The sequence below is a fragment of the Massilia sp. Soil_C_3 genome (assembly GCF_057657035.1).
The window spans coordinates 277,843-299,374 of sequence record NZ_JBDGJG010000009.1 but is presented as its reverse complement, the minus strand read 5'-3'; the positions used below and the strand labels follow the sequence as shown (position 1 = coordinate 299,374).

21 protein-coding genes are annotated in these 21,532 nt (G+C 64.8%); 16 read left to right on the top strand and 5 right to left on the bottom strand.

All coding sequences use genetic code 11. From position 1 onward, the window contains the following. Nucleotides 1-61: 61 nt before the first annotated feature. Nucleotides 62-1,228, bottom strand: a complete 1,167-nt coding sequence (gene metK / locus AC3A6F_RS20205; protein ID WP_109345505.1) for a methionine adenosyltransferase — start codon at nt 1,226-1,228, stop codon at nt 62-64. 179 nt (nt 1,229-1,407) lie between these two features. Between metK and AC3A6F_RS20200 the strand changes: the two genes are divergently transcribed. From AC3A6F_RS20200 to dapF, 3 genes are read left to right on the top strand one after another with little or no spacing between them, the layout of a single operon-like run. Further along, nucleotides 1,408-2,265, top strand: coding sequence for a lysophospholipid acyltransferase family protein (locus AC3A6F_RS20200; protein ID WP_487684192.1), 858 nt, complete (start codon nt 1,408-1,410; stop codon nt 2,263-2,265). Continuing rightward, nucleotides 2,262-3,125 (top strand): LpxL/LpxP family acyltransferase, encoded by an 864-nt coding sequence (locus AC3A6F_RS20195; RefSeq protein WP_487684070.1) that lies wholly within the window; start codon nt 2,262-2,264, stop codon nt 3,123-3,125. The genes AC3A6F_RS20200 and AC3A6F_RS20195 overlap by 4 nt, the downstream gene beginning before the upstream one ends. A gap of 17 nt (nt 3,126-3,142) precedes the next feature. Beyond that, on the top strand, nt 3,143-4,003 hold the full coding sequence (gene dapF, locus AC3A6F_RS20190) for a diaminopimelate epimerase (protein WP_487684066.1): 861 nt from the start codon (nt 3,143-3,145) through the stop codon (nt 4,001-4,003). Nucleotides 4,004-4,088: 85 nt separating this feature from the next. Here the strand turns inward: dapF and AC3A6F_RS20185 are convergent, their stop codons facing one another. Then, nucleotides 4,089-5,789, bottom strand: a complete 1,701-nt coding sequence (locus AC3A6F_RS20185; protein WP_487684063.1) for a tetratricopeptide repeat protein — start codon at nt 5,787-5,789, stop codon at nt 4,089-4,091. Nucleotides 5,790-6,292: 503 nt separating this feature from the next. On the opposite strand from AC3A6F_RS20185, the gene AC3A6F_RS20180 reads away from it, so the two are divergent. From AC3A6F_RS20180 to AC3A6F_RS20120, 13 genes are all read left to right on the top strand, one after another. Continuing rightward, the gene (locus tag AC3A6F_RS20180; protein ID WP_487684060.1) at nt 6,293-7,342 is read left to right on the top strand and encodes a porin; all 1,050 of its coding nucleotides are present in this window, start codon (nt 6,293-6,295) and stop codon (nt 7,340-7,342) included. 172 nt (nt 7,343-7,514) lie between these two features. Further along, a complete protein-coding gene (locus AC3A6F_RS20175) occupies nt 7,515-8,795 on the top strand; it encodes a porin (RefSeq protein ID WP_487684057.1) in 1,281 nt (426 codons plus the stop codon). A gap of 118 nt (nt 8,796-8,913) precedes the next feature. Then, a complete protein-coding gene (locus AC3A6F_RS20170; RefSeq protein WP_487684054.1) occupies nt 8,914-9,579 on the top strand; it encodes a DUF484 family protein in 666 nt (221 codons plus the stop codon). Nucleotides 9,580-9,589: 10 nt separating this feature from the next. Continuing rightward, nucleotides 9,590-10,510 carry a tyrosine recombinase XerC gene (gene xerC, locus AC3A6F_RS20165; RefSeq protein WP_487684051.1) on the top strand — a complete coding sequence of 307 codons (921 nt, stop codon included), beginning with the start codon at nt 9,590-9,592 and terminating at the stop codon, nt 10,508-10,510. Nucleotides 10,511-10,664: 154 nt separating this feature from the next. Continuing rightward, nucleotides 10,665-11,735 carry a CobW family GTP-binding protein gene (locus AC3A6F_RS20160; protein WP_487684048.1) on the top strand — a complete coding sequence of 357 codons (1,071 nt, stop codon included), beginning with the start codon at nt 10,665-10,667 and terminating at the stop codon, nt 11,733-11,735. Between the two features lie 263 nt (nt 11,736-11,998). Next, nucleotides 11,999-12,448, top strand: coding sequence for an RNA polymerase-binding protein DksA (gene dksA, locus AC3A6F_RS20155; RefSeq protein WP_123068270.1), 450 nt, complete (start codon nt 11,999-12,001; stop codon nt 12,446-12,448). A 211-nt stretch (nt 12,449-12,659) separates the two neighbouring features. After that, nucleotides 12,660-13,910 carry an STAS domain-containing protein gene (locus AC3A6F_RS20150; RefSeq protein ID WP_487684044.1) on the top strand — a complete coding sequence of 417 codons (1,251 nt, stop codon included), beginning with the start codon at nt 12,660-12,662 and terminating at the stop codon, nt 13,908-13,910. A 265-nt stretch (nt 13,911-14,175) separates the two neighbouring features. Further along, nucleotides 14,176-14,712, top strand: a complete 537-nt coding sequence (hslV, locus tag AC3A6F_RS20145; RefSeq protein WP_487684041.1) for an ATP-dependent protease subunit HslV — start codon at nt 14,176-14,178, stop codon at nt 14,710-14,712. A gap of 13 nt (nt 14,713-14,725) precedes the next feature. Beyond that, the gene (gene hslU, locus AC3A6F_RS20140; RefSeq protein ID WP_487684037.1) at nt 14,726-16,066 is read left to right on the top strand and encodes an ATP-dependent protease ATPase subunit HslU; all 1,341 of its coding nucleotides are present in this window, start codon (nt 14,726-14,728) and stop codon (nt 16,064-16,066) included. A gap of 20 nt (nt 16,067-16,086) precedes the next feature. Then, nucleotides 16,087-16,344 (top strand): hypothetical protein, encoded by a 258-nt coding sequence (locus tag AC3A6F_RS20135; protein ID WP_487684034.1) that lies wholly within the window; start codon nt 16,087-16,089, stop codon nt 16,342-16,344. 131 nt (nt 16,345-16,475) lie between these two features. Further along, nucleotides 16,476-16,625, top strand: a complete 150-nt coding sequence (locus AC3A6F_RS20130; RefSeq protein WP_487684031.1) for a type II toxin-antitoxin system HicA family toxin — start codon at nt 16,476-16,478, stop codon at nt 16,623-16,625. 68 nt (nt 16,626-16,693) lie between these two features. Beyond that, nucleotides 16,694-17,107: a type II toxin-antitoxin system HicB family antitoxin gene (locus tag AC3A6F_RS20125; RefSeq protein ID WP_487684028.1), complete on the top strand. Its 414-nt coding sequence runs from the start codon at nt 16,694-16,696 to the stop codon at nt 17,105-17,107. Between the two features lie 201 nt (nt 17,108-17,308). Further along, a complete protein-coding gene (locus AC3A6F_RS20120; RefSeq protein WP_123068267.1) occupies nt 17,309-18,040 on the top strand; it encodes a helix-turn-helix domain-containing protein in 732 nt (243 codons plus the stop codon). A gap of 37 nt (nt 18,041-18,077) precedes the next feature. On the opposite strand, the gene AC3A6F_RS20115 is transcribed toward AC3A6F_RS20120, so the two are convergent. The 3 genes from AC3A6F_RS20115 to gspE are packed head-to-tail and all read right to left on the bottom strand — an operon-like array spanning nt 18,078 to nt 21,531. Beyond that, on the bottom strand, nt 18,078-18,827 hold the full coding sequence (locus tag AC3A6F_RS20115; RefSeq protein WP_487684025.1) for a hypothetical protein: 750 nt from the start codon (nt 18,825-18,827) through the stop codon (nt 18,078-18,080). 19 nt (nt 18,828-18,846) lie between these two features. Further along, nucleotides 18,847-20,067 (bottom strand): type II secretion system inner membrane protein GspF, encoded by a 1,221-nt coding sequence (gene gspF / locus AC3A6F_RS20110; protein WP_487684022.1) that lies wholly within the window; start codon nt 20,065-20,067, stop codon nt 18,847-18,849. A gap of 42 nt (nt 20,068-20,109) precedes the next feature. Beyond that, entirely contained in the window at nt 20,110-21,531 is a 1,422-nt protein-coding gene (gene gspE, locus AC3A6F_RS20105; RefSeq protein ID WP_487684019.1) for a type II secretion system ATPase GspE, read from the bottom strand. Between the last annotated feature and the right edge of the window lies 1 nt (nt 21,532).

The window sequence follows — 21,532 nt, the reverse complement described above, 5'->3', positions numbered from 1 at the left end:
GCGGGAACCCAAGTCCGCCGCGCAGCCCGAACATTTGCCGGACTGCGACCGCGCCTGCAAATTACGCCAGACCCGCAGCAGCGCGCAGCTCAGCCGCCTTGTCGGTACGCTCCCAGCTGAATTCCGGCTCTTCGCGGCCGAAGTGGCCGTAGGCTGCGGTCTTGCAATAGATCGGGCGCAGCAGGTCGAGCATCTGGACGATGCCTTTCGGGCGCAGGTCGAAGTGCTCGTTGACCAGGGCCGCGATCTTGTCGTCCGGGATCACGCCGGTGCCTTCGGTGTACACGGTGATGTTGATCGGACGCGCTACGCCGATGGCGTAGCTGACCTGCACCTGGCACTGGCGCGCCAGGCCGGCTGCGACGATGTTCTTGGCGACGTAGCGCGCGGCGTAGGCGGCCGAGCGGTCGACCTTGGACGGATCCTTGCCCGAGAACGCACCGCCGCCGTGCGGGGCTGCGCCACCGTAGGTGTCGACGATGATCTTGCGGCCGGTCAGGCCGCAATCGCCCTGCGGGCCGCCGATGACGAAGCGGCCGGTCGGGTTGACCAGGAAGCGGGTTTTATCCAGCCACTCGCGCGGCAGGGTCGGCTTGATGATCTCTTCGATCACCGCTTCTTCGATCTGCGAATGGGTGACGTCCGGGTGGTGCTGGGTCGACAGCACGACGGTGTCGACCGCGACCGGACGGCCGTCGACGTAGCGCAGGGTGACTTGCGACTTGGCATCCGGACGCAGCCATGGCAGGCGGCCATCCTTGCGCAGCTGCGACTGGCGCTCGACCAGGCGGTGCGCGTAATAGATGGCGGCTGGCATCAGCTCTGGCGTTTCGTCGCAGGCATAGCCGAACATCAGGCCCTGGTCGCCCGCGCCCTGGTCGAGATCGATGCCGGCGCCTTCGTCCACGCCTTGCGCGATGTCCGGCGACTGCTTGTCGTAGCAGACCATGACGGCGCAGCCTTTGTAGTCGATACCGAAATCGGTATTGTCGTAGCCGATGCGCTTGATGGTGTTGCGCGCCACCGAGATATAGTCGACGTTGGCGTGCGTGGTGATCTCGCCGGCCAGCACCACCAGACCGGTGTTGCACAGGGTTTCGGCGGCGACGCGCGCGGTCGGGTCTTGCTCGAGGATGGCGTCGAGGATGGCGTCGGAAATCTGGTCAGCGACCTTGTCCGGGTGGCCTTCGGAAACGGATTCGGAAGTGAAGAGGTAATCGTTCGACATGTAGGCTCCAGTTACTGATTCATAGAATTGCCGCAGCAACTATTGCCTGCGACGCTTTAGCGAAATTTATATTCCGCTTCGCAAGTTGTCTGTTAACTCGGCGGATCCAGCATAAAGTGGTATTTTACGCTTCCTAAGAATTTTGGTGTGGAAACGCATACCGCGCTCGACACCCATCAATCGACATGTTAGTAGTAATTTTCCGAATATTATCTGTTTTCCCCTTGCCAATGCTGCACGCCTTGGGCGGTGCGATGGGCTGGCTGGTCTATTGGCTGTCGCCGTCATACAAGCGCCGCCTGCGCGCCAACCTGGCCCAGGCCGGCTATGACGCGCACTGGAAACAGGCCGTGTCCGAAGCCGGCAAGGCCGCGATCGAGCTCGCCTTCGTGTGGTGCGCCAAGCCGGAGCGGGTTGCCAGGCATGCCACGGTGGAAAACTGGGAACTGGTCCAGGAAAAACTCGACGCGGGCCGCGGCATTGTGTTCCTCACGCCACACCTGGGCTGCTTCGAAATGACGGCGCAGCAGATCGCGCTCAAGACGGCGTTGACGGTCATGTATCGCCCGCCGCGCAAGGACGCGCTGCGGCCGCTGGTCGAAGGCGCCCGTGCGCGCCACAACCTGCACCTGGCGCCGGCCAACCTGTCGGGCGTGCGCATCCTGGCCAAGACCCTCAAAAGCGGCCAGCCGATCGGCTTGCTGCCCGACCAGGTCCCGCAAGAAGGCGAAGGCGTGTGGGCGCCCTTCTTCGGCCGCAACGCCTATACGATGACCCTGCCAGCCAAGCTGGCCCAGCTGGGCAAGGCAGACATCCTGCTGGTGTACGCCGAGCGGCGCCCGGGCGGCGCCGGCTACATCGTGCGCTTCGTGCCGTTCGACGGCGACTTGGGCGGCAGCGCCACCGACCAGGCGGCGGCGATCAACCGCGCCATGGAGCAGCTGATCGCGCGCGCGCCGAGCCAGTATTTCTGGAGCTATAACCGCTACAAGCAGCCGGACGGCGTGGCCGGTCCGGACAGCGAGGTTGGCGCATGAGGATTCTGCTTGGCTTCATGTGGCTGCTGCATTTCTTGCCGCTACCCGTCCTGGGTCGCTTCGGCGAAGCGATCGGCAGCCTGATGTTCATGATCATGGGCAAGCGCCGCAAGATCACGCTGACCAATCTGCGCCTGACCATGCCTGAACTGAGCGACGGCGAACGGCGCGCCATCGCAAAACGGCATTTCCGCGCCTACGCGCGCAGCATCTTCGAGCGCTCGATCCTGTGGTGGGCGCCCGAGGAACGGGTGCGCAGCCTGATCAAGGTCGAGCCGGCGGTGCCGCAGGCCGCGATGGAAGACGGCCCCACGATCCTGCTGTGCCCGCACTTCGTGTGCCTGGACGTGGCCGGCGTCGCCTCGCGCGTGATCCCGGTGTGCAGCATGTACGTGCCGCAAAAGAACGAGGCCTTCGACCGCCTGCTGCGCCATGGCCGCGAACGCTACGGTCCGGTGCGCCTGGTGACGCGCAAGGAAGGCATCAAGCCCATCCTGCGCGCGCTGCGCGACGGCCTGCCCTACTTCATGCTGCCGGACATGGATTTCGGCGAGAAGGATGCCGAATTCGTGCCCTTCTTCGGCGTGCAGGCCGCGACCCTGACCGCGCTGGGACGCATCGCCGCCACTACCGGCGCCAAGGTGATCCCGGTGATCGCAACCTATCTGCCGAACTACCAGGGCTGGCGCGTGCGTTTCTATCCTGCGTGGGAAAATTACCCGGGCGACGATATGGTCGAAGCGACCCGCCGCATGAACGCCTTCATCGAAGAGCGCGTGCGTGAGGCTCCCGAGCAGTATTTCTGGACCCATAAACGCTTCAAGACCCGTCCGCCGGGTGAACCTTCGCTGTACGATTGAACAGGATCGAACTGAGCATGAAACTGAAATTCACCAAGATGCATGGCGCGGGCAACGACTTCATCGTGATCGATGCCATCAACCAGCAGATCGACGTCGACGGCATGAGCGCCGACGGGTGGCAGCGCCTGGCCGACCGCCGCTTCGGCATCGGCGCCGACCAGATCCTGGTCGTCGAGCGCCCGAACGAAGAAGGCGTGGACTTCCGCTACCGCATCTTCAACAACGATGGCAGCGAAGTCGAGCAGTGCGGCAACGGCTCGCGCGCCTTCGTCCGCTTCGTGCTCGAAAAGGGTTTGACGCAGGAACGCAGCATCCGCGTGCGGACCATGTCGGGCATCATCAACCCGCGCCTGGAAGACGACGGCAGCGTGACGGTGGACATGGGCGCCCCGCGCCTGGAGCCGGCCGAGGTGCCGTTCGACAGCGCCGGACTGGACGGCAAGCCCGAAGGCGAGGAAACGCTGTGGCCGCTGCCGGTCGGCGGCGAGGCCACGCAGATTTCCGTCGTCTCGATGGGCAATCCGCATGCGGTGCAGGTGGTGCACAACGTCGACACGGCGCTGGTCGAACAGACCGGCCCGCTGATCGAACACCATGAGCGCTTCCCCAAACGCGTCAACGCCGGCTATATGCAGGTGGTCGACCGTGGTCACATCCGCCTGCGCGTTCATGAACGCGGCGCCGGCGAGACGCTGGCCTGCGGCACCGGCGCCTGCGCGGCGGTAGTGGCCGGTATCCGGCGTGGCCTGCTCGATTCGCCGGTGCGCGTCTCGGCCCGTGGCGGCGAACTCAGCATCGCCTGGGCGGGAGCGGGCCAGCCGGTCTACCTCAGCGGACCGGCGGTGTCGGTGTTCGAGGGCGAAGTCGAGATCTGACGCCGTCGCGGGCGCCTTTCCGGGCGCCGCCATCGCAAGACCGGGCGCCGCTGGCGCCCTTTTATTTGCCGGATATGCGCCAGCTTCAGGCAGCCAGCTCGATGTCGGCGCCGCCATCGGCGTCGTTGCCGGGGATCGCGACATTGAGCAGCGTGCGCAGCCGGTACAGGCGCTGCCGATAATTTCCTTCCGGCCCAGCCGGGCTGCAGTCGACCTGTTCGAACAGGCGCACGATGCGGTCCAGCGCCTCGCGCTCTTGCGCCGACTCCACCATCACCAGGCGCCGCTTGCTGCGCCCGTAGCTGGCGCGGATGTCGATGATGAGGCAATGGCCCTGGTCGGCGGCGCCCACGTCCAGCAGCAGCGCCTCGGCGCGCGACAGGTCGAACAGCGCCGCCAGCTCGATGCGCGCGGCCAGCAGCGGATGCGCCGCCAGCGCATCGGCGTGGCTGGCCAGCAATCGCCCGGTCTCGGTGTACGGCGTGGCCGTGGCGCGCGGCGCGATCTTGCGCAGCAGCTCGGCGGCCTCCGGCGAGCCCTGGGCCGCCGCCAGCTGCAGCCAGTACACGGCGCGCACGTCATTGTTCTCGTTCTCGCGGCGCGCGCGCCAGGCATTGTGGCCGCATTCGAGCTGGGCATCGCGATACCCCATCTCGGCGGCCCGCTCCAGGTAGCGCTGGGCATCGGCCACGTTACGCTGCGAAAACTCGGGCTTGATATAGATGCGCGACAGCGCATACCAGGCCTCGGCCAGGCCCTGCTCTCCGGCCAGGTTCAGCCAGCGGATCGCTTTCTTGAAATTGGCTACTTGCGCGTGGGCGACGTGCGCGTGGGCGACATGCGCATCCGAGACCTGGCCGTTGGCCATCCCGCCATTGCTGCAACGCCGGCCATCGACCCGCATGCGCGCGCAGCGCAGACCCAGCGCCAGCTGTGCGTGGGGGTCATGTTCGGCCGCGGCAAGCTCCCAGAACACGGCGGGTTCGCCCGGTTGGCAGCGCGCCGCCGCCGCGCCGGCATCCAGGGCCTGCAGACCGCTGACGCCATCGAGCGCCGGGTCGAGCAGGCGCGCGCAGCGCGACAGCAGGGTGATCTCGTCGGGGGCGAAACGACGCATTTCCCCCTGCTCGCCACGCTCGCCGATCAGCGCGCGTGCCTGCGGCAATGCGCGCGCGAGGTAGTCGTCCCGGCGGCGCGCCGTCCATGCCTCGTCGAGCGCGGCATACTGCGCCGCGCCGGCGCCTTGCGGACGCCGCGCCCGTTCCTGGCCCGACTGGCCGGCCTGCGGGCGCTCGGCGGCCCTGGACGCGGGCGCCAGCTGCGCCGCGCCGCTCGACGGCGCCGCCCGCGTACCGGGCTGGGCCGCAGGCGGCCTGCCCTGGCGCTGCGACAGCAACCATTGCGCGTGCGGAAAGCCGGCGCGCGCCGCGTCCTCGAGCGCCTGCACGGCCTTCGGATGCTGCTGGGATGGCGCTGCCGGATCGAGCACCAGCTGGGCAAACACCAGGCCGGCATGCAGGCTGCCATCGTCATAGGCGCGCTCGTACCACTGGGCGACGGCGGTGGCGTTATGCTGGGCAAGCTCAAGAGGAATATGGTTACCGATCAACTGCCACGCAGGTGGACAGTCTTGTCGAGCCGCACGCTCGAGCCAGTGCAGCGCCGTCGGCAGGCTCTGCGGGAGTCCGGCGCTGCCGAACAAATACAGCTTGCCCAATTCGAGCTGGGCCGCCACCTGCCCGGCGCGGGCGTTGCGAATGATCGCCAATTCTTCGCGGTTAGCCATCGTTGGAATACGTAAAAGAGTGAGTCGGCAACACGCAGCGGCGACGGCATCACGACCGCCCGGCCCATGGCGCAAGCCAGCCTGGCGAGCTTGCCAATATACAAGGTATTGACAGGGCCTGTCGCCGCTCATGCACATTTGGCCAAAGTCTAAGCCGCTGTCGCCGGCGATTCGATTCGATTCCGGGGTGAGTTGACGGGTCGCAAAGCTGGTTCAAGCGGATGAAACCGGCCAACGTGGCCGCACGACATCGAAGCATGCTCGCGGTCGCTTCATGAAAGAACGCCGCTGTCCATTTCTCGGATGCAAAACCGAGGGCTTTGTGTCATGCATATGGCATACGTTTCAAAAATACAACAGCACGATTGGATTTATTAGCGATCTACCAAGCGCGCCACTGATAATTGACCAAATAGCCACCCTGAAGTTTGAAACAATCAAGGTGACCCGAGTGGCCTCGACGTTCTGCATGCGCTCACCTCGATCCTGGGAACACACCGACAATGAAGAAATCTCTCCTGGCCGTCGCACTGCTTGGCGCTTGCGCCGGCGCGGCCCATGCGCAGACGTCGGTGCAACTCTATGGCAACGTCGATGCCGGCATCGTCAAGCGCAGCGACGAAAACGTCAGCATCGGCAAGCGCGCCGCCAACACGCTCGGCATCCGCGGCACCGAAGACCTGGGCAATGGTTTCAAAGCCCTGTTCCACCTTGAAATGCGTTACGAGCCGGATACCGGCAGCAGCGAGATCGGTCCCGGCGGCAATCAGCGCCAGCTGTTCCAGGGCCAGAGCCGGGTCGGCCTGCAGGGCGGCTTCGGCATGCTGCGCATCGGCCGCGGCCTGACCCCGTTCCATGAAACCATCGGCAACTTCGAACCCTTCCATGCAATCCCGACCGCAGGCGGCTTCTATACCGACCTGAGCGTTGCCGGCTACAGCTCGCAGCCGCTCGACCCGGTCGGCTCCTCGGGCAACCGCTGGTCGAACGCCATCTGGTACAACTCGCCGACCGTCAATGGCTTCCAGCTCAACACCGCGATCGCGACGAAGGAAAACAATGGCGGCGTCGCCGTGATCGGCCGCGGCAGCGCCGGTGCGCCGCAGTATCCGGCCGGCGCCGAGGCCTCGGCCAATCCGTTCTCGGTCTCGGCCACCTACAACAACGGCCCCGCCGCCCTGATGGCGGCCTACGAGCGCAATGCGATCGAATCGAAGGTCTGGTCGGTCGGCGCCGCGGTCCAGGCGACCCCGGAACTCAAGTTCATGGGCACCTTCACCAGGCTGGACGAAGACCATACCCGCATCTTCAACAACGATACCTCGTCGTGGGTGCTGGGCGCCAACTATGCACTTGGGCCTGGTAAGTTCTTGGCCGGCTATGGCCAGAAAGACACCGACGGCCTGGAGAAGGTCAGGCAGCTGTCGCTGGGCTATGAATACAGCCTGTCGAAGCGTACCTATCTTTACATCGACGCCTCGCGCAAGAAGGGTCTGCTGACCAGCCCAGGCACCGTCAACCAGTATGACATCGGCATCAACCACTCGTTCTAGGTCCCGCGCAAGCGGGAGCCGTGCCTCACCATCGCGCTCCATGTAGTGTTTTCACAACGCCTGATCCTCCCCGGTGCATCCGCGAACGAGCGTTCTGTACAGTGCGCCAGGGCAATGGCATATTGGTAGAGCGAGCTCAAGCATCGCGACAAGAAAATAATATGGAGACACGATGAAGAAAAGCCTGATCGCCGCCCTGCTCGGCGCTACGTTTGCATGCTCCGCCCTGGCCCAGACCAGCGTCCAGATCTACGGCATCGCCGATGCCGGCGTGATGTGGCAAAAAGGGGGACCGACCAAGGTCTATAGTGGCGGCGCCGACGGCTCGCGCCTCGGCATCCGGGGTAGCGAAGACTTGGGCAATGGCTACAAGGCCATCTTCAATGTCGAAGCCCGTGTCGAACTCGATAACGGTTCGCAGCAGCCGGCCCTGATGAACGACAATCCGGGCGTCTACCTGCTGCGCGGCATGAACCAGATTCCGCAAGCCATCCGCGACCGCCTGCAGGCGGCCATCCAGCCGCCGGGCGCGCCAGCCGTCAACCAGGAAAAAGCCCTGTTCGACCGCACGTCGATGGTCGGCCTGATCACCCCGATCGGCGCCGTGATGCTGGGCCGCATGTACACCCCGGGCTACGAGGTGTTCAATATGGCCGACGCCTTCGAATCGGGCACCGCCGGCACCTGGGGCCACATCACCGGCGGCACCGCCGGCTTCACCGCGCTGGGCGCCGACATCCGCTCCCAGGAAGCGATCCAGTACCGCATCGCCCTGCCGAACGGCCTGGGCGGCTCGGTCATGTATGGCGCGCGCAATTCCGGCTACCTGGGCCGCTACAAGAAATTCCGCGCCGGCGCCATCACCTATAAAGCCAATGGCTTCGACGTCGGCGTGGGCTACAACCACGGCTACGACATGGAGAACCGTCCTAGCCTGCGCACCCTGACGGTCGGCGGTTCCTACACCCTGGGCGAGAGCTGGAAATTCTTCGCCGGCTTCCACAGCCAGCGCAACCAGAACTCGGCGCTGCTGCCCGATTACCTGGGCGGCTGGAACCAGGCCGTGCTGCCGGCGCTGATCGCGCAAGGCGTGCCCGAGGGCACCCGGAATGCCCTGCTCGGCATTTTCCAGACCAATATCAAGGCCAACACCCAGCAGGACGCGAACAGCTACCAGGTCGGCGCCCACTATCGTGTCGGCAACGGCCGCATCGTGGCCTCGTACGCGCACCAGAACGACCGCACGGCATCCAACAGCGACGCCAACCTGTATGCGGTGGGCTACAACTACTTCCTGTCCAAGCGCACCGACCTGTACACCGCGCTCGCCTTCATCAAGAACGACAACGAAGCGCAGTATTCGCCGGGCACCTCGGGCAATCCGGGCGGCTTCACCGAAGCGCCGGGCGCCGACGGCCGCGCCTTGCAGCTGGGTGTCCGCCACCGCTTCTGACCGTTTGCCGCTCCCCGGAAAGACGCCTGCGGGCGTCTTTTTTTGTCCTCCGTTAAAACTTCGGCGCCCTGCCCGCGTCGGGTAAAATGGTCCGATTCATTCCAATACCCAATTCCCCATGAGCACCGCACCACTGGACGCCAGCGCCGTCGCGCAATACCTGATCGATCACCCGCAATTCTTCCAGGAGCATGCCGGCCTGCTGGGCGAAGTAAAACTGTCGAGCCCCCTGACCGGTCGCGCCGTGTCGCTGCAGGAGCGTCAGATGGAAGTGATGCGCGATAAATTCCGCGCGCTCGAACTGCGCCTGTCCGACCTGTCGCGCCGCGCCGAAGAAAACGCCGGCATCGCCAACCGCTTCCACGCCTGGACCCAGGCCCTGCTGGTGTCAAAGGGTGGCGCCGCCATGGCGCGCGACCTGGCCGACGGCCTGCGCACCCATTTCATCGTGCCGCAAGTGACCCTGCGCCTGTGGAATGTGGCGCCGGAACATGCCGGCGAGTGGTTCGCCCAGGGCGTGTCGGACGACGCGCGCATCTTCGCCAACAGCCTGCGCGCGCCGTATTGCGGCCCCAACAACGATTTCGAAGCGGTGCGCTGGCTGGACGATGCGGAATCGATCCGCTCGACCGTGATGCTGCCGCTGGGCCAGCCGGGCCAGAGCTTCGGCCTGCTGGTGCTGGGCTCGCCCGACCCGGCGCGCTTCACGACCGCGATGTCGACCGATTTCCTGGTCCACATCGCCGCCACCTCGACCACCGCGCTGGCGCCGCTGCGCGCCTGAGCCAGCCGCCATGGACTGGGTCGCGCGCTACCTGGGCGAACTGGCTACCGGGCGCCAGTTGTCGCCGCACACGGTCGACGCCTACCGCCGCGACCTGGCCGAACTGGCCGCACTGGCCGGCCACGCCGACTGGCCGCGGCTGACCCATGTCGACATCCGCCGCTACGCCGCCAGGCTGCATGCCGGCGGCCAGTCGGCGCGCACGATCGCGCGCAAGCTGTCCGGCTGGCGCGGCTTCTATGCCTGGCTGTCGAATCAGACCCCGCTGGCCGCCAATCCGGTCGACGGGGTGCACGCCCCGAAACGCCCCAGGAGCCTGCCCAAGGCGCTGGCCGTCGACGATGCCGTGCATTTAATGGATGCAAATACGCGCGGCCACGCCGAACCCTTCGAGCTGTGCAATCGCGCCATGTTCGAGCTGCTGTATTCGAGCGGCTTGCGGGTGTCGGAACTGGCCGGCCTCGACGTCGCGTGGCAGGATGCGCGCGCCGGCCAGCCGGCCTCGCTCGGCTGGCTCGACCTGCAGGCCGGCGAAGTGGTGGTCACCGGCAAGGGCAACAAGATGCGCCGGGTGCCGGTCGGCGGCCCGGCGCGCGAGGCGCTGGCGGCCTGGCTGGCAGTGCGTCCCGCCGCGCGCGACGGCGGCGCCGCCCTGTTCCTGTCGGCACGCGACACCCGCATCTCGCCGCGCGTGGTGCAGAACCGGCTCAAGCAGCATGCGCTGCGCGCCGGCACCCCGGTGCATGTGCACCCGCACGTGCTGCGCCACTCGTTCGCCTCGCACCTGCTGCAATCCTCGGGCGACCTGCGCGCGGTGCAGGAATTGCTCGGCCACGCCAGCATCACCTCGACCCAGATCTATACGGCGCTCGATTTCCAGCACCTGTCGAAGGTGTATGACGCGGCCCATCCGCGCGCCAAGGCCAAGTGATCGCACGGCCGGCGTAGGCGCGCCATTCCGGCCACATTGTCCGGCGGTTGGTTTGAACTCGATCAACACTAAACACGCTTGATGGTGAGCTTGCAAGAATTGCGGCATAATCCCCCGGTTCTTTTGTCCAACCCCCAACACGAGTAGCGTACCAATGGACCTGATTCCCAGCACCATCCTGACCGGCTTCCTCGGCGCGGGCAAGACGACCCTGCTCAACCGCATCCTGCAGGAAGATCACGGCATGCGCATCGCCGTCATCGAAAACGAATTCGGTCAAGAAAATATTGACAACGAAATCCTGGTGCAGGATTCGAGCGAGCAGATCGTCGAAATGAACAACGGCTGCATCTGCTGCACCGTGCGCGGCGACCTGATCGTGGCCTTGAACAGCCTGGCGCAGAAACGCGCCGCCGGCGAGATCAGTTTTGATCGGGTGGTGATCGAAACCACCGGCCTGGCCAACCCCGGCCCGGTGGCCCAGACCTTCTTCGTCGACGAAGAAGTAGGCGCCAACTACCTGCTCGACGCCGTGGTGACCGTGGTCGACGCCCGCCATGCGAAAGAACAATTAACCCAGCACGAAGAAGCCCAGCGCCAGGTCGGTTTCGCCGACAAGATCCTGCTGTCCAAGACCGACCTGGTCGATGCCGCCGCCGTCGAGGCTCTGAAGGCGCGCCTGCACCGCATCAATCCGCGTGCACCGATCGCGACCAGCGACTTCGGCCGGGCGCCAATCTCGGACGTTCTCGACCTGCGCGGCTTCAACCTGAACGACAAGCTGGAACTGGATCCGGACTTCCTGCAAGTCGAGGAAGGCCACGACCACGACCATGAGCACGATCACGACCACGATCACGCCCATTGCGGCCACGACCATGCACATGGCGAAGCCTGCAACCACGATCATCACCACGGCCACCACAGCGACGACATCGCCGCCTTCGTGTTCAAGAGCGAGCGCGCCTTTGACCCGGAACGCCTGGAACAATTCCTGGGCAGCCTGGTGCAGGTATTCGGTCCGCAAATGCTGCGCTATAAAGGCGTGTTGCGGATGGAGGGCGTCGACCGCAAGGTGGTATTCCAGGGCGTGCACCAGATCATGGGCAGCGATGTGGGACCGAAATGGGGCGAGAACGAGACGCCCGCCACCAAGATGGTCTTTATTGGTAAAAATTTACCAAAAGACGTATTTGTCCGCGGACTTGAACAATGTTTGGTATAAACTGTATCGGTTTGACCGGCCTGTTTCAGGTTGCATGACGACCCGTTGCGACAGTTTGTCGCGACCGACTCGCCGGACTGACCGGTGCGCTATATACTAGCCGCCAGCCTGCTGTAGCGAACTGTCCTTGCTGCATATGCGGCGCGGCCAGAGAAGGGATGGCGCCAGGTCGCCATCAAGGCAGCTTGCCTCATGCACACATTTCCTAGGTGCAATTGTTGGCAAGCTGATAAAATGAAAACCTCTGTCGTATCGAAGGCATCATGACTAAAACAACGAAATCCACTACCGCCCAGCCTGAAGATCGCCTCCTGACGGAAGAAGAGATCCGGGCGATGAGCGATGACGACTACATGAATCCGGCTCAGCTCGCGTTCTTCAAGAACCGCCTGCAGGAACTCGAGAAAGAACTGCTGAAAAACGCCGGCGAAACCACGGAACACCTGCGCGAGACCGTGCTGGTTCCCGATCCGGCCGACCGTGCGACGATCGAAGAAGAACACGCACTGGAACTGCGCACCCGCGATCGCGAACGCAAGCTGCTCAAGAAGGTGCAGCAGTCGATCCAGTCGATCGACGGCGGCGAATACGGCTGGTGCGAAGAAACCGGCGAGCCAATCGGCATCCCGCGCCTGATCGCCCGCCCGACCGCCACGCTGTCGCTGGAAGCCCAGCAGCGTCGTGAGCTCAAGCAAAAGCTTTACGGCGACTGATTTATCGCCGTGGCCACCAGAAAAGCATGCGACCCGTCGCATGCTTTTTTTGTTTGGGCCGCCATTTTTGCCACGCCGGTGCACGCTTGAGCGGGCAAGAGGTGTTTTTCGTTTCCGTTCGGATACACTAGGCGCCGGCATCGTGCGCACAGCACGCATGCCGGGGGTTCGTGCTATGGTCAGCACGTCTGGCCTAAAGACAACGGTGAGCATGGGGCTTTTCTCCTTCCTGAAGAGAAAGAACGACGATGCAGGGGTGCGCGATTGGCCGCCGCCCGAGTCGCGCCTGCGCGGCGAGCCGTCGCGCCTGGACACCGAGGCCGAGCGCGAACGCCAGCGCGAGATCGCGCGCGCCACCGCCGCCAAGATCGACGAGATCGAGCTCGCTTTCGCTTCCGATATGTTCGACGACGAGCCGGCCTGGGGCAGCGGCGTGCGGCGCCCGGCCGCTGGCGGCGCGCATTCGGAACAAGATATTCCGTCCCAGATCGCGGCGCCCGCCAGTGCGCCGGCCATCGACGAAAGCGCCATCCTGTACGCCAACGGCCAGCCGGACGCTGCAGAACAGTTGCTGCGCGCCTGTCTGCCGACCCTGGGCCACGCCGAGCGCCTGCCGTGGTGGATGCTGTTCGACCTGTACCAGGCGGATGGCCGCGAAGACGCCTTCGAAAGCATCGCCATCGACTACGCCAGCCATTTCGAAACCTCGCCGCCGGCCTGGAAACCGCTGCCGGCGGCGCTTGACGCGGCCCGTCCCGGTCCTGGCCTGGCTGCGGTCGAGTCCTTCGGCCCCATGGTCGACGCCAGCGTCGCGGCGCGCTTGACCCGCGTGCTGGATGCGACGGCGCCGGTCGTGCGCCTGGACTTCGGCGGGGTGACGGCGATCGATGCCGACGGCGCGGCCTGCCTGCTGGCGGCGTTGCAAAGATTACGCGGCGCCGGCCGCGAGCTGGTGCTGGCCGGCGCCGATACCTTGCTCGACACCTTGCGTCCGCTGCTGGTCATCGGCCAACGCGCGACCAGCCCGGCGCCCTGGCTGCTGCTGCTCGAGCTGCTGCTATTGACCCACCGCGAAAAACAATTCGAGGAGGCGGCGATGGATTACTGCGTCACCTACGAGGTGTCGCCGCCCTCGTTCGAGGCGCCGCTGCGCGTGTCCACCGCCGCGCCGGCGCCCGGCCATGGCGACCGCTTCATGTTGCCGGCTGTCGTAAGCGGTCCGGACGGCGCCCTGCTGGAGGCCATCGATGCCTATGCCCAGGAGCGCGAGACCTTGGTGCTGGATTGCTCGCGGCTGGCGCGCATCGACTATGCCGGCGCCGGCAGCCTGCTGGCGCGGCTGGATGCGCACGGCGCCGCCGGCCGCACGGTCGAGCTGCGCGAACTGAACCATCTCGTCGCCACCCTGCTGCGCCTGCTCGGCGCGGGTGATGGGGTACGGCTGTATCCGCACCGCTACTGACTTTTCCTAGGCGCTCAGAGCCAGCCAAAGGCCAGCAACAACAGCAAGGTCACGACCAGCGACACGAGGATCGAGCCAAGGCAACCAAGCTTGTTGGAGAAAAATAAGAACATTGTTTGCTGCTCCATTCATCGGCGTAGGAACAGCGTACAGCCCGCTACTTACGTCAGGCGCACACTTGGCGCTGAGCATTTAAGGCTGAGCTAATCTTGCAATCCCACGCACGATCCCCACCTGCTGTTGGCTAGAACATCACGAGGTCAAAATGGAACAATTTCACGGTACAACCATCGTCAGTGTGCGCCGCGGCAACCAGGTCGCGCTGGGTGGCGATGGCCAGGTCACGCTGGGCAATGTCGTCATGAAGGGCTCGGCGCGCAAGGTGCGCAAGCTGTATCAGGGCAAGGTCCTGTGCGGCTTTGCGGGCGGCACGGCCGACGCGTTCACCCTGCTGGACCGCTTCGAAGGCAAGCTGGAAAAGCACCAGGGCAACCTGCTGCGCGCCTCGGTCGAGCTGGCCAAGGACTGGCGCACCGACCGCGTGCTGCGCCGCCTGGAAGCGATGCTGCTGGTGGCCGACCGCGAGTCGACCCTGATCATCACCGGCAACGGCGACGTGCTGGAGCCGGAAGACGGCATCGGCGCCATCGGTTCGGGCGGCGTCTACGCCCAGTCCGCCGCCAAGGCGCTGTACGAGAACACCGACATGCCGCCAGCCGAAGTCGTCAAGAAGGCGCTGACCATCGCCGGTGAACTGTGCATCTACACGAATATGTCCCACATCATCGAGACCCTGGACTGATATGAGCAGCATCATGAACATGACCCCACCGGAAATCGTCTCCGAACTCGACAAGCACGTGGTCGGCCAGGGCAAGGCCAAGAAGGCGGTCGCCATCGCCCTGCGCAACCGCTGGCGGCGCCAGCAGGTCGACGAGAGCCTGCGTTATGAAATCACGCCCAAGAACATCCTCATGATCGGCCCGACCGGCGTCGGCAAGACCGAGATCGCGCGCCGCCTGGCCAAGCTGGCCGACGCACCCTTCATCAAGATCGAGGCGACCAAGTTCACCGAGGTGGGCTATGTCGGCCGCGACGTCGACACCATCATCCGCGACCTGATCGACATCGGCGTCAAGCAGACCCGCGCCAGTGAAGCCAAGAAGGTGCGCCAGCGCGCCGAGGACGCCGCCGAAGACCGCATCATCGACATCCTGGTGCCGCCGGCACGCGACTTTGGCTTTAACACCAGCAACGGCGCGGCCGATTCGAAGGAAGGCGAAGCCACACGCCAGACCTTCCGCAAGCGCCTGCGCGAAGGGGCGCTCGACGACCGCGAAATCGAGATCGAAGTGGCCGACGCCGCGCCGCAGATGGAAATCATGGCGCCGCCGGGCATGGAAGAAATGACCGAGCAGATCAAGTCGATGTTCGCCGGCGTGGGCAATGCGCGCAAGAAGCCGCGCAAGCTCAAGATCAAGGATGCGATGAAATTCCTGGTCGACGAAGAAGCCGGCAAGCTGCTCAATGAGGACGAACTGAAGCAGAAGGCGATCGCCAACGTCGAGCAGAACGGCATCGTGTTCCTGGACGAGATCGACAAGATCGCGACCCGCTCCGAGAACGGCGGCGCCGACGTCTCGCGCGCCGGCGTGCAGCGCGACCTGCTGCCGCTGGTCGAGGGCACGACGGTGAACACCAAGTACGGCATGATCAAGACCGACCACATCCTGTTCATCGCGTCGGGGGCCTTCCACCTGGCCAAGCCGTCGGACCTGATCCCGGAACTGCAGGGCCGCTTCCCGATCCGCGTCGAACTCGAATCGCTGTCGATCGACGACTTCAAGAGCATCCTGACCTCGACCCACGCCAGCCTGACCAAGCAATACGAGGCGCTGCTGGCGACCGAGGGCGTCAGGATCGAGTTCGTGGACGAAGGCATCCATCGCCTGGCCGAGATTGCGTTCTCGGTCAACGAACGCACCGAGAACATCGGCGCACGCCGCCTGTACACGGTGATGGAAAAGCTGCTCGAAGAGATCTCGTTCAGCGCCGGGGCCGAGAAGGACCAGGTGGTGCGGATCGACGCGGCCTATGTCAATGAGCGGCTCGATGCGCTGGCGGTCAACGAAGACCTGTCGCGCTACGTGTTGTAACTATCCTGGCGGAGGCCCGCATGGCGAATAAGGCATTGGCGACACGGCAGAAGATGCGGCTGCGCGCCCTGCCCTCGCAGCAGTTCGGCAAGCCGCGTAATCCGATCGCGGCGCTGGCCAAGGCGCGGTCGGCCGGGCCGCATGCCAAGGCGCGGTCGGCCGGGCCGCATGCCAAGGCGCGGTCGGCCGGGCCGCATGCCAAGCCGCTGTCGAGCGAGCGGCATGAAGCCAAGCAGGCGCTCAGGAAGGCCAGGCTGGTGGCGGACGAGGACGACTGAGCCGCGCCAGCTTGATCAAGTATTTCTCCTTGCGGACACTTCGGTGTCCGCTTTTTTTACACACAACTACACATGGCGTTTAGTTTGTGTGTAAAATTACACACACCAAGACGAGGGCAAGGAGAATCCTGATGGATTCAAGAACCTTGATTCGGATGCTCACAGCGGCAGGATGGCAAGAAGTTCGTGTGGCAGGAAGCCATCACACCTTCAAGCACCCCGAACATACGATGATACTCACGGTGCCTCACCCGAAGAAAGATTACCGATTGGAACGGTGAACAGCATTCTCAAAAAAGCCGGGTTAAGATAGTCCGGCCTTCGTGACCTTCATATGATGGGATTAAAAATGGAAATGCCGATCGCAATTCACAAGGATGAGAATAGCGTTTATGGCGTGACGGTTCCTGATGTTCCGGGGTGTTATTCCTGGGGCGATACGGTTGACGAAGCAATCAAGAATGCCCGCGAAGCGATCTACAGCCATTACGAGGTATTGGCGGAAAGTGGCGAAACCCTGAGCTTCAAGACCTCGAAAATTCAGGATCTCGTATCGAATGAAGAGTTTTTGGGGGCGATCTGGGCCTTGATCGATATCGACGCATCCAAATTCGACTCCAAGCCGGAGAGAATCAATATTTCCATCCCGCGTTTCGTGTTGAAAAAGATCGATAGCTTTGCAGAAGCGAGGCACGAAACGCGCAGCGGCTTCATTTCGCGCGCAGCCTTGGCAATGATTGCTGAGGAAACAGAACACGCGTAGTCGCCAAGCTCTCCGAGCGTAGGCGCACTCGACATGGGCCATCCGTGGCTGAGCGTTGTTCGGCCACGACGTCAGAAATCACAATCCTGCACTCTACCCTGGGCCGACAATTCGTCGGCCCTGGATGCCATTCGTCGCATACGCCTTGTTCATGCTCCCATTCAACGGTAGAGTCATCCGTCGTCATTCACTGCGGATTTTATGAGCTCACCCGACCTGATCCTCGACGCCCTGCGCGCCCGTCTGCGCGCGGCCGGCATCACCTACAAGCTGCTGGCCGAGCGCATTGGCGTGAGCGAATCGAGCGTGAAACGCATGTTCGGCCAGAAGGACATGGCGCTGTCGCGGCTGGCCGAGATCTGCCAGGCGACCGGCATCCCGCTGGAAGAGTTGCTGCGCGGCGCGCTCGACACCCGGCCGCAGCTCGATGCCCTGAGCCTGCCGCAGGAGCGCTCGCTGGTGGCCAATCCGCGCCTGCTCCTGATGGCGATCTGCTGCCTCGGCCACTGGAACGTGGAACAGGTCATCGACACCTACAAGCTGAGCGAGGCCGAGTGCATCACCCTGCTCGCCGAACTCGACCGGCTGGGACTGATCGAACTCAAGCCGCTGAACCGTTACCAGCTGCGGGTGTCGAACGCATTCCGCTGGCTGCCGGACGGACCGGTGCAGCATTTCTTCCGCGAACACGTGGTGGAGGATTATTTTGCCGGGCACTTCGACGGTGCGGGCGAGACGCTGATGTGCCTGCCTGCGCGGCTGTCGCCTGCCAGCGCAAAAGAGTTGTCGCTCAAGATCGAGCAGCTGGCGGCGGAGCTGGCGCGGCTGCACCTGAACGACCGGCGCCTGCCGGCCGGGGAACGCGAGGGCTATACCTTGTTGCTGGGGTTCAGGTCGTGGGAACTGGCGGCATTTACCGCGCTGCGACGCTGATGGGGCTCGGTGTAATAAAGAGGCCTTAACGGCCTGTTTACTGGGTGATCGGCTGCTGCGTCTGGTTCATCGGTGGGGCATTCGGCGGCATCTGCACATTGCGGCTCTGCTGGGTCGGATCGCCCTGCTCAGGCGGCGGATCCTGCGGCTCTTGCGGCGCCTGCTGGTCTTGCGGCGCCTGCTGCTCTTGCGGCACTTGCGCATTCTCGGGCGTGGTCGGCGTCCCCTGCGGACCGCCGCCCGGTGGCGGCACGCTGCGCATGGTGGGCGGCGGGTTGACCACGCCTGGCGCGGTCTGCGGTTCCACGGCAGGCGCCGCAGTCATCGGTTGCGGCATCTGCTGCTGCATTTGCTGCTGCATGCGCGGCTCCGGCGGCATGATCGCCGTCGACTGGCCGGTGTCGGCCGCCAGTTCCACCCGCTTCATCACGCCGCCATCCGACAACATCACGTAGCGCCGGTGCACTTCGGCCACGGTCACGCCAGGCGCGATCTCGCGGCCGATGCGCACCGCCTTCGGCGGCTGGCCGTCGGCCACCAGGATCACTGCGCTGTTGGCGCCGGCCGACACCACGCCGGTGAGCTGGAAATTGGAAATCACTGCGGTCGGCTGGCCGCCGAACAGCGTTGCCGCCGCCTCCGGGCTCGGTGGCGGCTGGATGGCGACCGGCGCCGCCGCCAGCGGCCGCTGCTCCGGCTTGTACAGCTGCAGCACCCAGTAGGCGATCGAGGCCGCCAGCAGGATCAGGGCCAGCAGGCTGAGAAGAAGAGGCAAACGCTTGTTCATATTATTGACTGCCATTGTTTTACTGCACCAGCTGGTTGATTTCGATGATCGGCATGAGCACCGCCAGCACGATCAGCAGCACGACCAGGCCCATGGCCAGGATCAGCACCGGTTCGAGCAGGCCGGCGATGGTGAGCGTGCGGCGTTCGAGGTCGGCCTGCTGCGAATTGGCGGCGCGCTCGAGCATGGCCGGCAGTTCGCCGGTGATCTCGCCAGCGCGGATCATGTGCACCAGCATCGGCGGGAAGTGTTTTTGCGCCGACAGTGCGCGCGCCAGGCTCACGCCTTCACGTACGCTGGCCGTGGCCTGCTCGACCAGTTCGGCCATCGCCACATTGGACAGGGTCTCGCGGCTGGTGTCGAGCGCGCGCAGGATGGGCACGCCGGAACCGGTGGTGATCGCCAGGGTGCTGGCGAAGCGCGCCGTATTGAGGCTGCGCTCGAACTTGCCGTAGATCGGGGCCGTCAACAGCCAGGTATGCCAGCGCCGCTTGAGGTCGGGATTGCGCAGCGCGCGCCGCCACAGCCAGAACGCGCCGCCGATCAGGATCGCGCAATAGATGCCGTAGGCGCGCACGAAGTCGGACACCGCCAGCATGACCACGGTGAGGAAGGGCAGCTTCTGCTTGGTGTTGGCGAACACCGAGACGATTTGCGGCACGACATAGGTGAGCAGGAAGATCACGATCGCGAACGCGACCACGGTCACGATCGCCGGATAGGTAAACGCCAGCCGCACCTTTTGCACCAGGGCGTTGCGGCGTTCGATGTAGTCGGCCAGGCGCGACAGCACGCGCGCGAGCTGGCCGATCTGCTCGCCCGAGGAGACCAGCGCGCGGTAGATCTCGGCGAAGTCGCGCGGGTGGTGCGATAGCGCGGTGGAAAATGACGAGCCGCCGATGACTTCGGAGCGGATCGAGGCGATCAGGTCGCGCATATAGGCGCGCTCGGCCTGCTCCAGCAGCGCGGTGAAGGCTTGCTCGAGCGGCAGGCCGGCTTCCAGCAGGCTGGCCAGCTGGCGCGTGAACAGGGCCAGCTCGTTCTGCGACAGGCGCTCGCCGATGCCGCGCGCACGCGCGACGCCCGAGGCGTCGACCTGGGCGGTAATGGCCTCGACGCTCAACGGCGTCAGGCCTTGCGTGCGCAGGTCAGAGCGCGCCGCGCGCGGACTGTCGGCGTTGACCACGCCCTTGCGGGTGGCGCCGCCGGCGTCAACGGCTTCGTAGCGAAATGCCGGCATCAGTCAGTTCCCATCCTCGCGATTCCCATCTTGGTCGGCATCTTAATCCTTCGTCACCCGCACCAGCTCGGCGCGCGTGGTGGTGCCGTCCGCCAGCCAGCGTTCGCCGTCATCGCGCATGGTCTTCATGCCGGTCGCCAGCGCCGCATCGCGGATCTCGGCTTCGGAGGCGCGGTTGTGGATCTGCGAACGGATCTGCTCGGTGGTCTCGAGCAGCTCGTAGACGCCGACCCGGCCGTGATAACCCGTGTGGCCGCAGCGCTCGCAGCCGACCGCATGCCAGGTGGAACCGTCGAAGGTCTTGCATTGCGAGCAGAGTTTGCGCACCAGGCGCTGGGCCATCACGCCCAACAGCGACGAGGACAGCAGGAAGGGTTCGATGCCCATGTCCAGCAAACGCGTCACGGCCGAGGCGGCGTCGTTGGTGTGCAGCGTCGCCAGCACCAGGTGGCCCGTGAGCGAGGCCTGCACTGCGATCTGCGCCGTTTCCAGGTCGCGGATCTCGCCGATCATGATCACGTCCGGGTCCTGGCGCAGGATGGCGCGCAGCGCTTTCGCGAACGTCATGTCGATGCGGGCATTGACTTGCGTTTGGCCGACGCCGGTCAGGTCGTACTCGATCGGGTCTTCCACCGTCATGATATTGGTGGTGGACGCGTTCAGGCGCGACAGCGCCGCGTACAGGGTGGTGGTTTTACCGGAACCGGTCGGGCCGGTCACCAGCACGATGCCGTGCGGCTGGTTGATCAGGCGGTCGAACTGCGGCAGCATACCTTCGGCCATGCCCAGGTGCGACAGGTCGAGGCGCCCCGCTTCCTTGTCGAGCAGACGCAGCACGGCGCGTTCGCCGTGGCCGGTCGGCAGGGTCGAGACGCGCACGTCGACCGGCTTGCCGCCCACGCGCAGGGTGATGCGGCCATCCTGCGGCAGGCGTTTCTCGGCGATGTCGAGCTGCGACATGATCTTGATACGCGAGATCAGCGAGGCGTGGATCGCCTTTTTCGGGCGCACGATGTCGCGCAGCGCGCCGTCGATGCGAAAGCGCACCACCGAGGTTTGTTCGAACGGCTCGATGTGGATGTCGGATGCGCCTTCGCGCAGCGATTGCGTGAGCAGCGCATTGATCATGCGGATCACCGGCGCATCGTCGGACGATTCCAGCAGGTCTTCGATGGCGGGCACGTCTTGCAGCAGTTTGGTCAGGTCGAGGTCGGCATCGAATTCGTCGACCACCTGCGATGCGTCGCCGCCGCCGCCGGCATAGGCGCCGGCGATGGCCGTGTCGAGCTCGTCGCGATCGAGGCGGCGCAGCTGGATGCGGCCGAAACGGCGCGACACCTCGGCGATGGCGGCGGGCGCGGTGGCGCTGGACACCAGCACTTCGACGCTCTGGCCCGGCTCGCCATTACCGCGCGCCAGCACGCTATGGTCGCGGGCGAAGGCGTAGGGCAAGAGATTGTTCATG

Coding starts and splice junctions, on each gene's coding strand:
- gspE (WP_487684019.1), bottom strand. CDS start 21,531: ATGAACAATCTCTTGCCCTACGCCTTCGCCCGCGACCATAGCGTGCTG.
- AC3A6F_RS20150 (WP_487684044.1), top strand. CDS start 12,660: ATGGGGCTTTTCTCCTTCCTGAAGAGAAAGAACGACGATGCAGGGGTG.
- AC3A6F_RS20130 (WP_487684031.1), top strand. CDS start 16,476: ATGGATTCAAGAACCTTGATTCGGATGCTCACAGCGGCAGGATGGCAA.
- AC3A6F_RS20135 (WP_487684034.1), top strand. CDS start 16,087: ATGGCGAATAAGGCATTGGCGACACGGCAGAAGATGCGGCTGCGCGCC.
- gspF (WP_487684022.1), bottom strand. CDS start 20,067: ATGCCGGCATTTCGCTACGAAGCCGTTGACGCCGGCGGCGCCACCCGC.
- AC3A6F_RS20120 (WP_123068267.1), top strand. CDS start 17,309: ATGAGCTCACCCGACCTGATCCTCGACGCCCTGCGCGCCCGTCTGCGC.
- AC3A6F_RS20185 (WP_487684063.1), bottom strand. CDS start 5,789: ATGGCTAACCGCGAAGAATTGGCGATCATTCGCAACGCCCGCGCCGGG.
- AC3A6F_RS20160 (WP_487684048.1), top strand. CDS start 10,665: ATGGACCTGATTCCCAGCACCATCCTGACCGGCTTCCTCGGCGCGGGC.
- AC3A6F_RS20180 (WP_487684060.1), top strand. CDS start 6,293: ATGAAGAAATCTCTCCTGGCCGTCGCACTGCTTGGCGCTTGCGCCGGC.
- hslV (WP_487684041.1), top strand. CDS start 14,176: ATGGAACAATTTCACGGTACAACCATCGTCAGTGTGCGCCGCGGCAAC.
- dksA (WP_123068270.1), top strand. CDS start 11,999: ATGACTAAAACAACGAAATCCACTACCGCCCAGCCTGAAGATCGCCTC.
- hslU (WP_487684037.1), top strand. CDS start 14,726: ATGAACATGACCCCACCGGAAATCGTCTCCGAACTCGACAAGCACGTG.
- AC3A6F_RS20170 (WP_487684054.1), top strand. CDS start 8,914: ATGAGCACCGCACCACTGGACGCCAGCGCCGTCGCGCAATACCTGATC.
- dapF (WP_487684066.1), top strand. CDS start 3,143: ATGAAACTGAAATTCACCAAGATGCATGGCGCGGGCAACGACTTCATC.
- AC3A6F_RS20175 (WP_487684057.1), top strand. CDS start 7,515: ATGAAGAAAAGCCTGATCGCCGCCCTGCTCGGCGCTACGTTTGCATGC.
- AC3A6F_RS20125 (WP_487684028.1), top strand. CDS start 16,694: ATGGAAATGCCGATCGCAATTCACAAGGATGAGAATAGCGTTTATGGC.
- AC3A6F_RS20115 (WP_487684025.1), bottom strand. CDS start 18,827: ATGAACAAGCGTTTGCCTCTTCTTCTCAGCCTGCTGGCCCTGATCCTG.
- AC3A6F_RS20195 (WP_487684070.1), top strand. CDS start 2,262: ATGAGGATTCTGCTTGGCTTCATGTGGCTGCTGCATTTCTTGCCGCTA.
- metK (WP_109345505.1), bottom strand. CDS start 1,228: ATGTCGAACGATTACCTCTTCACTTCCGAATCCGTTTCCGAAGGCCAC.
- xerC (WP_487684051.1), top strand. CDS start 9,590: ATGGACTGGGTCGCGCGCTACCTGGGCGAACTGGCTACCGGGCGCCAG.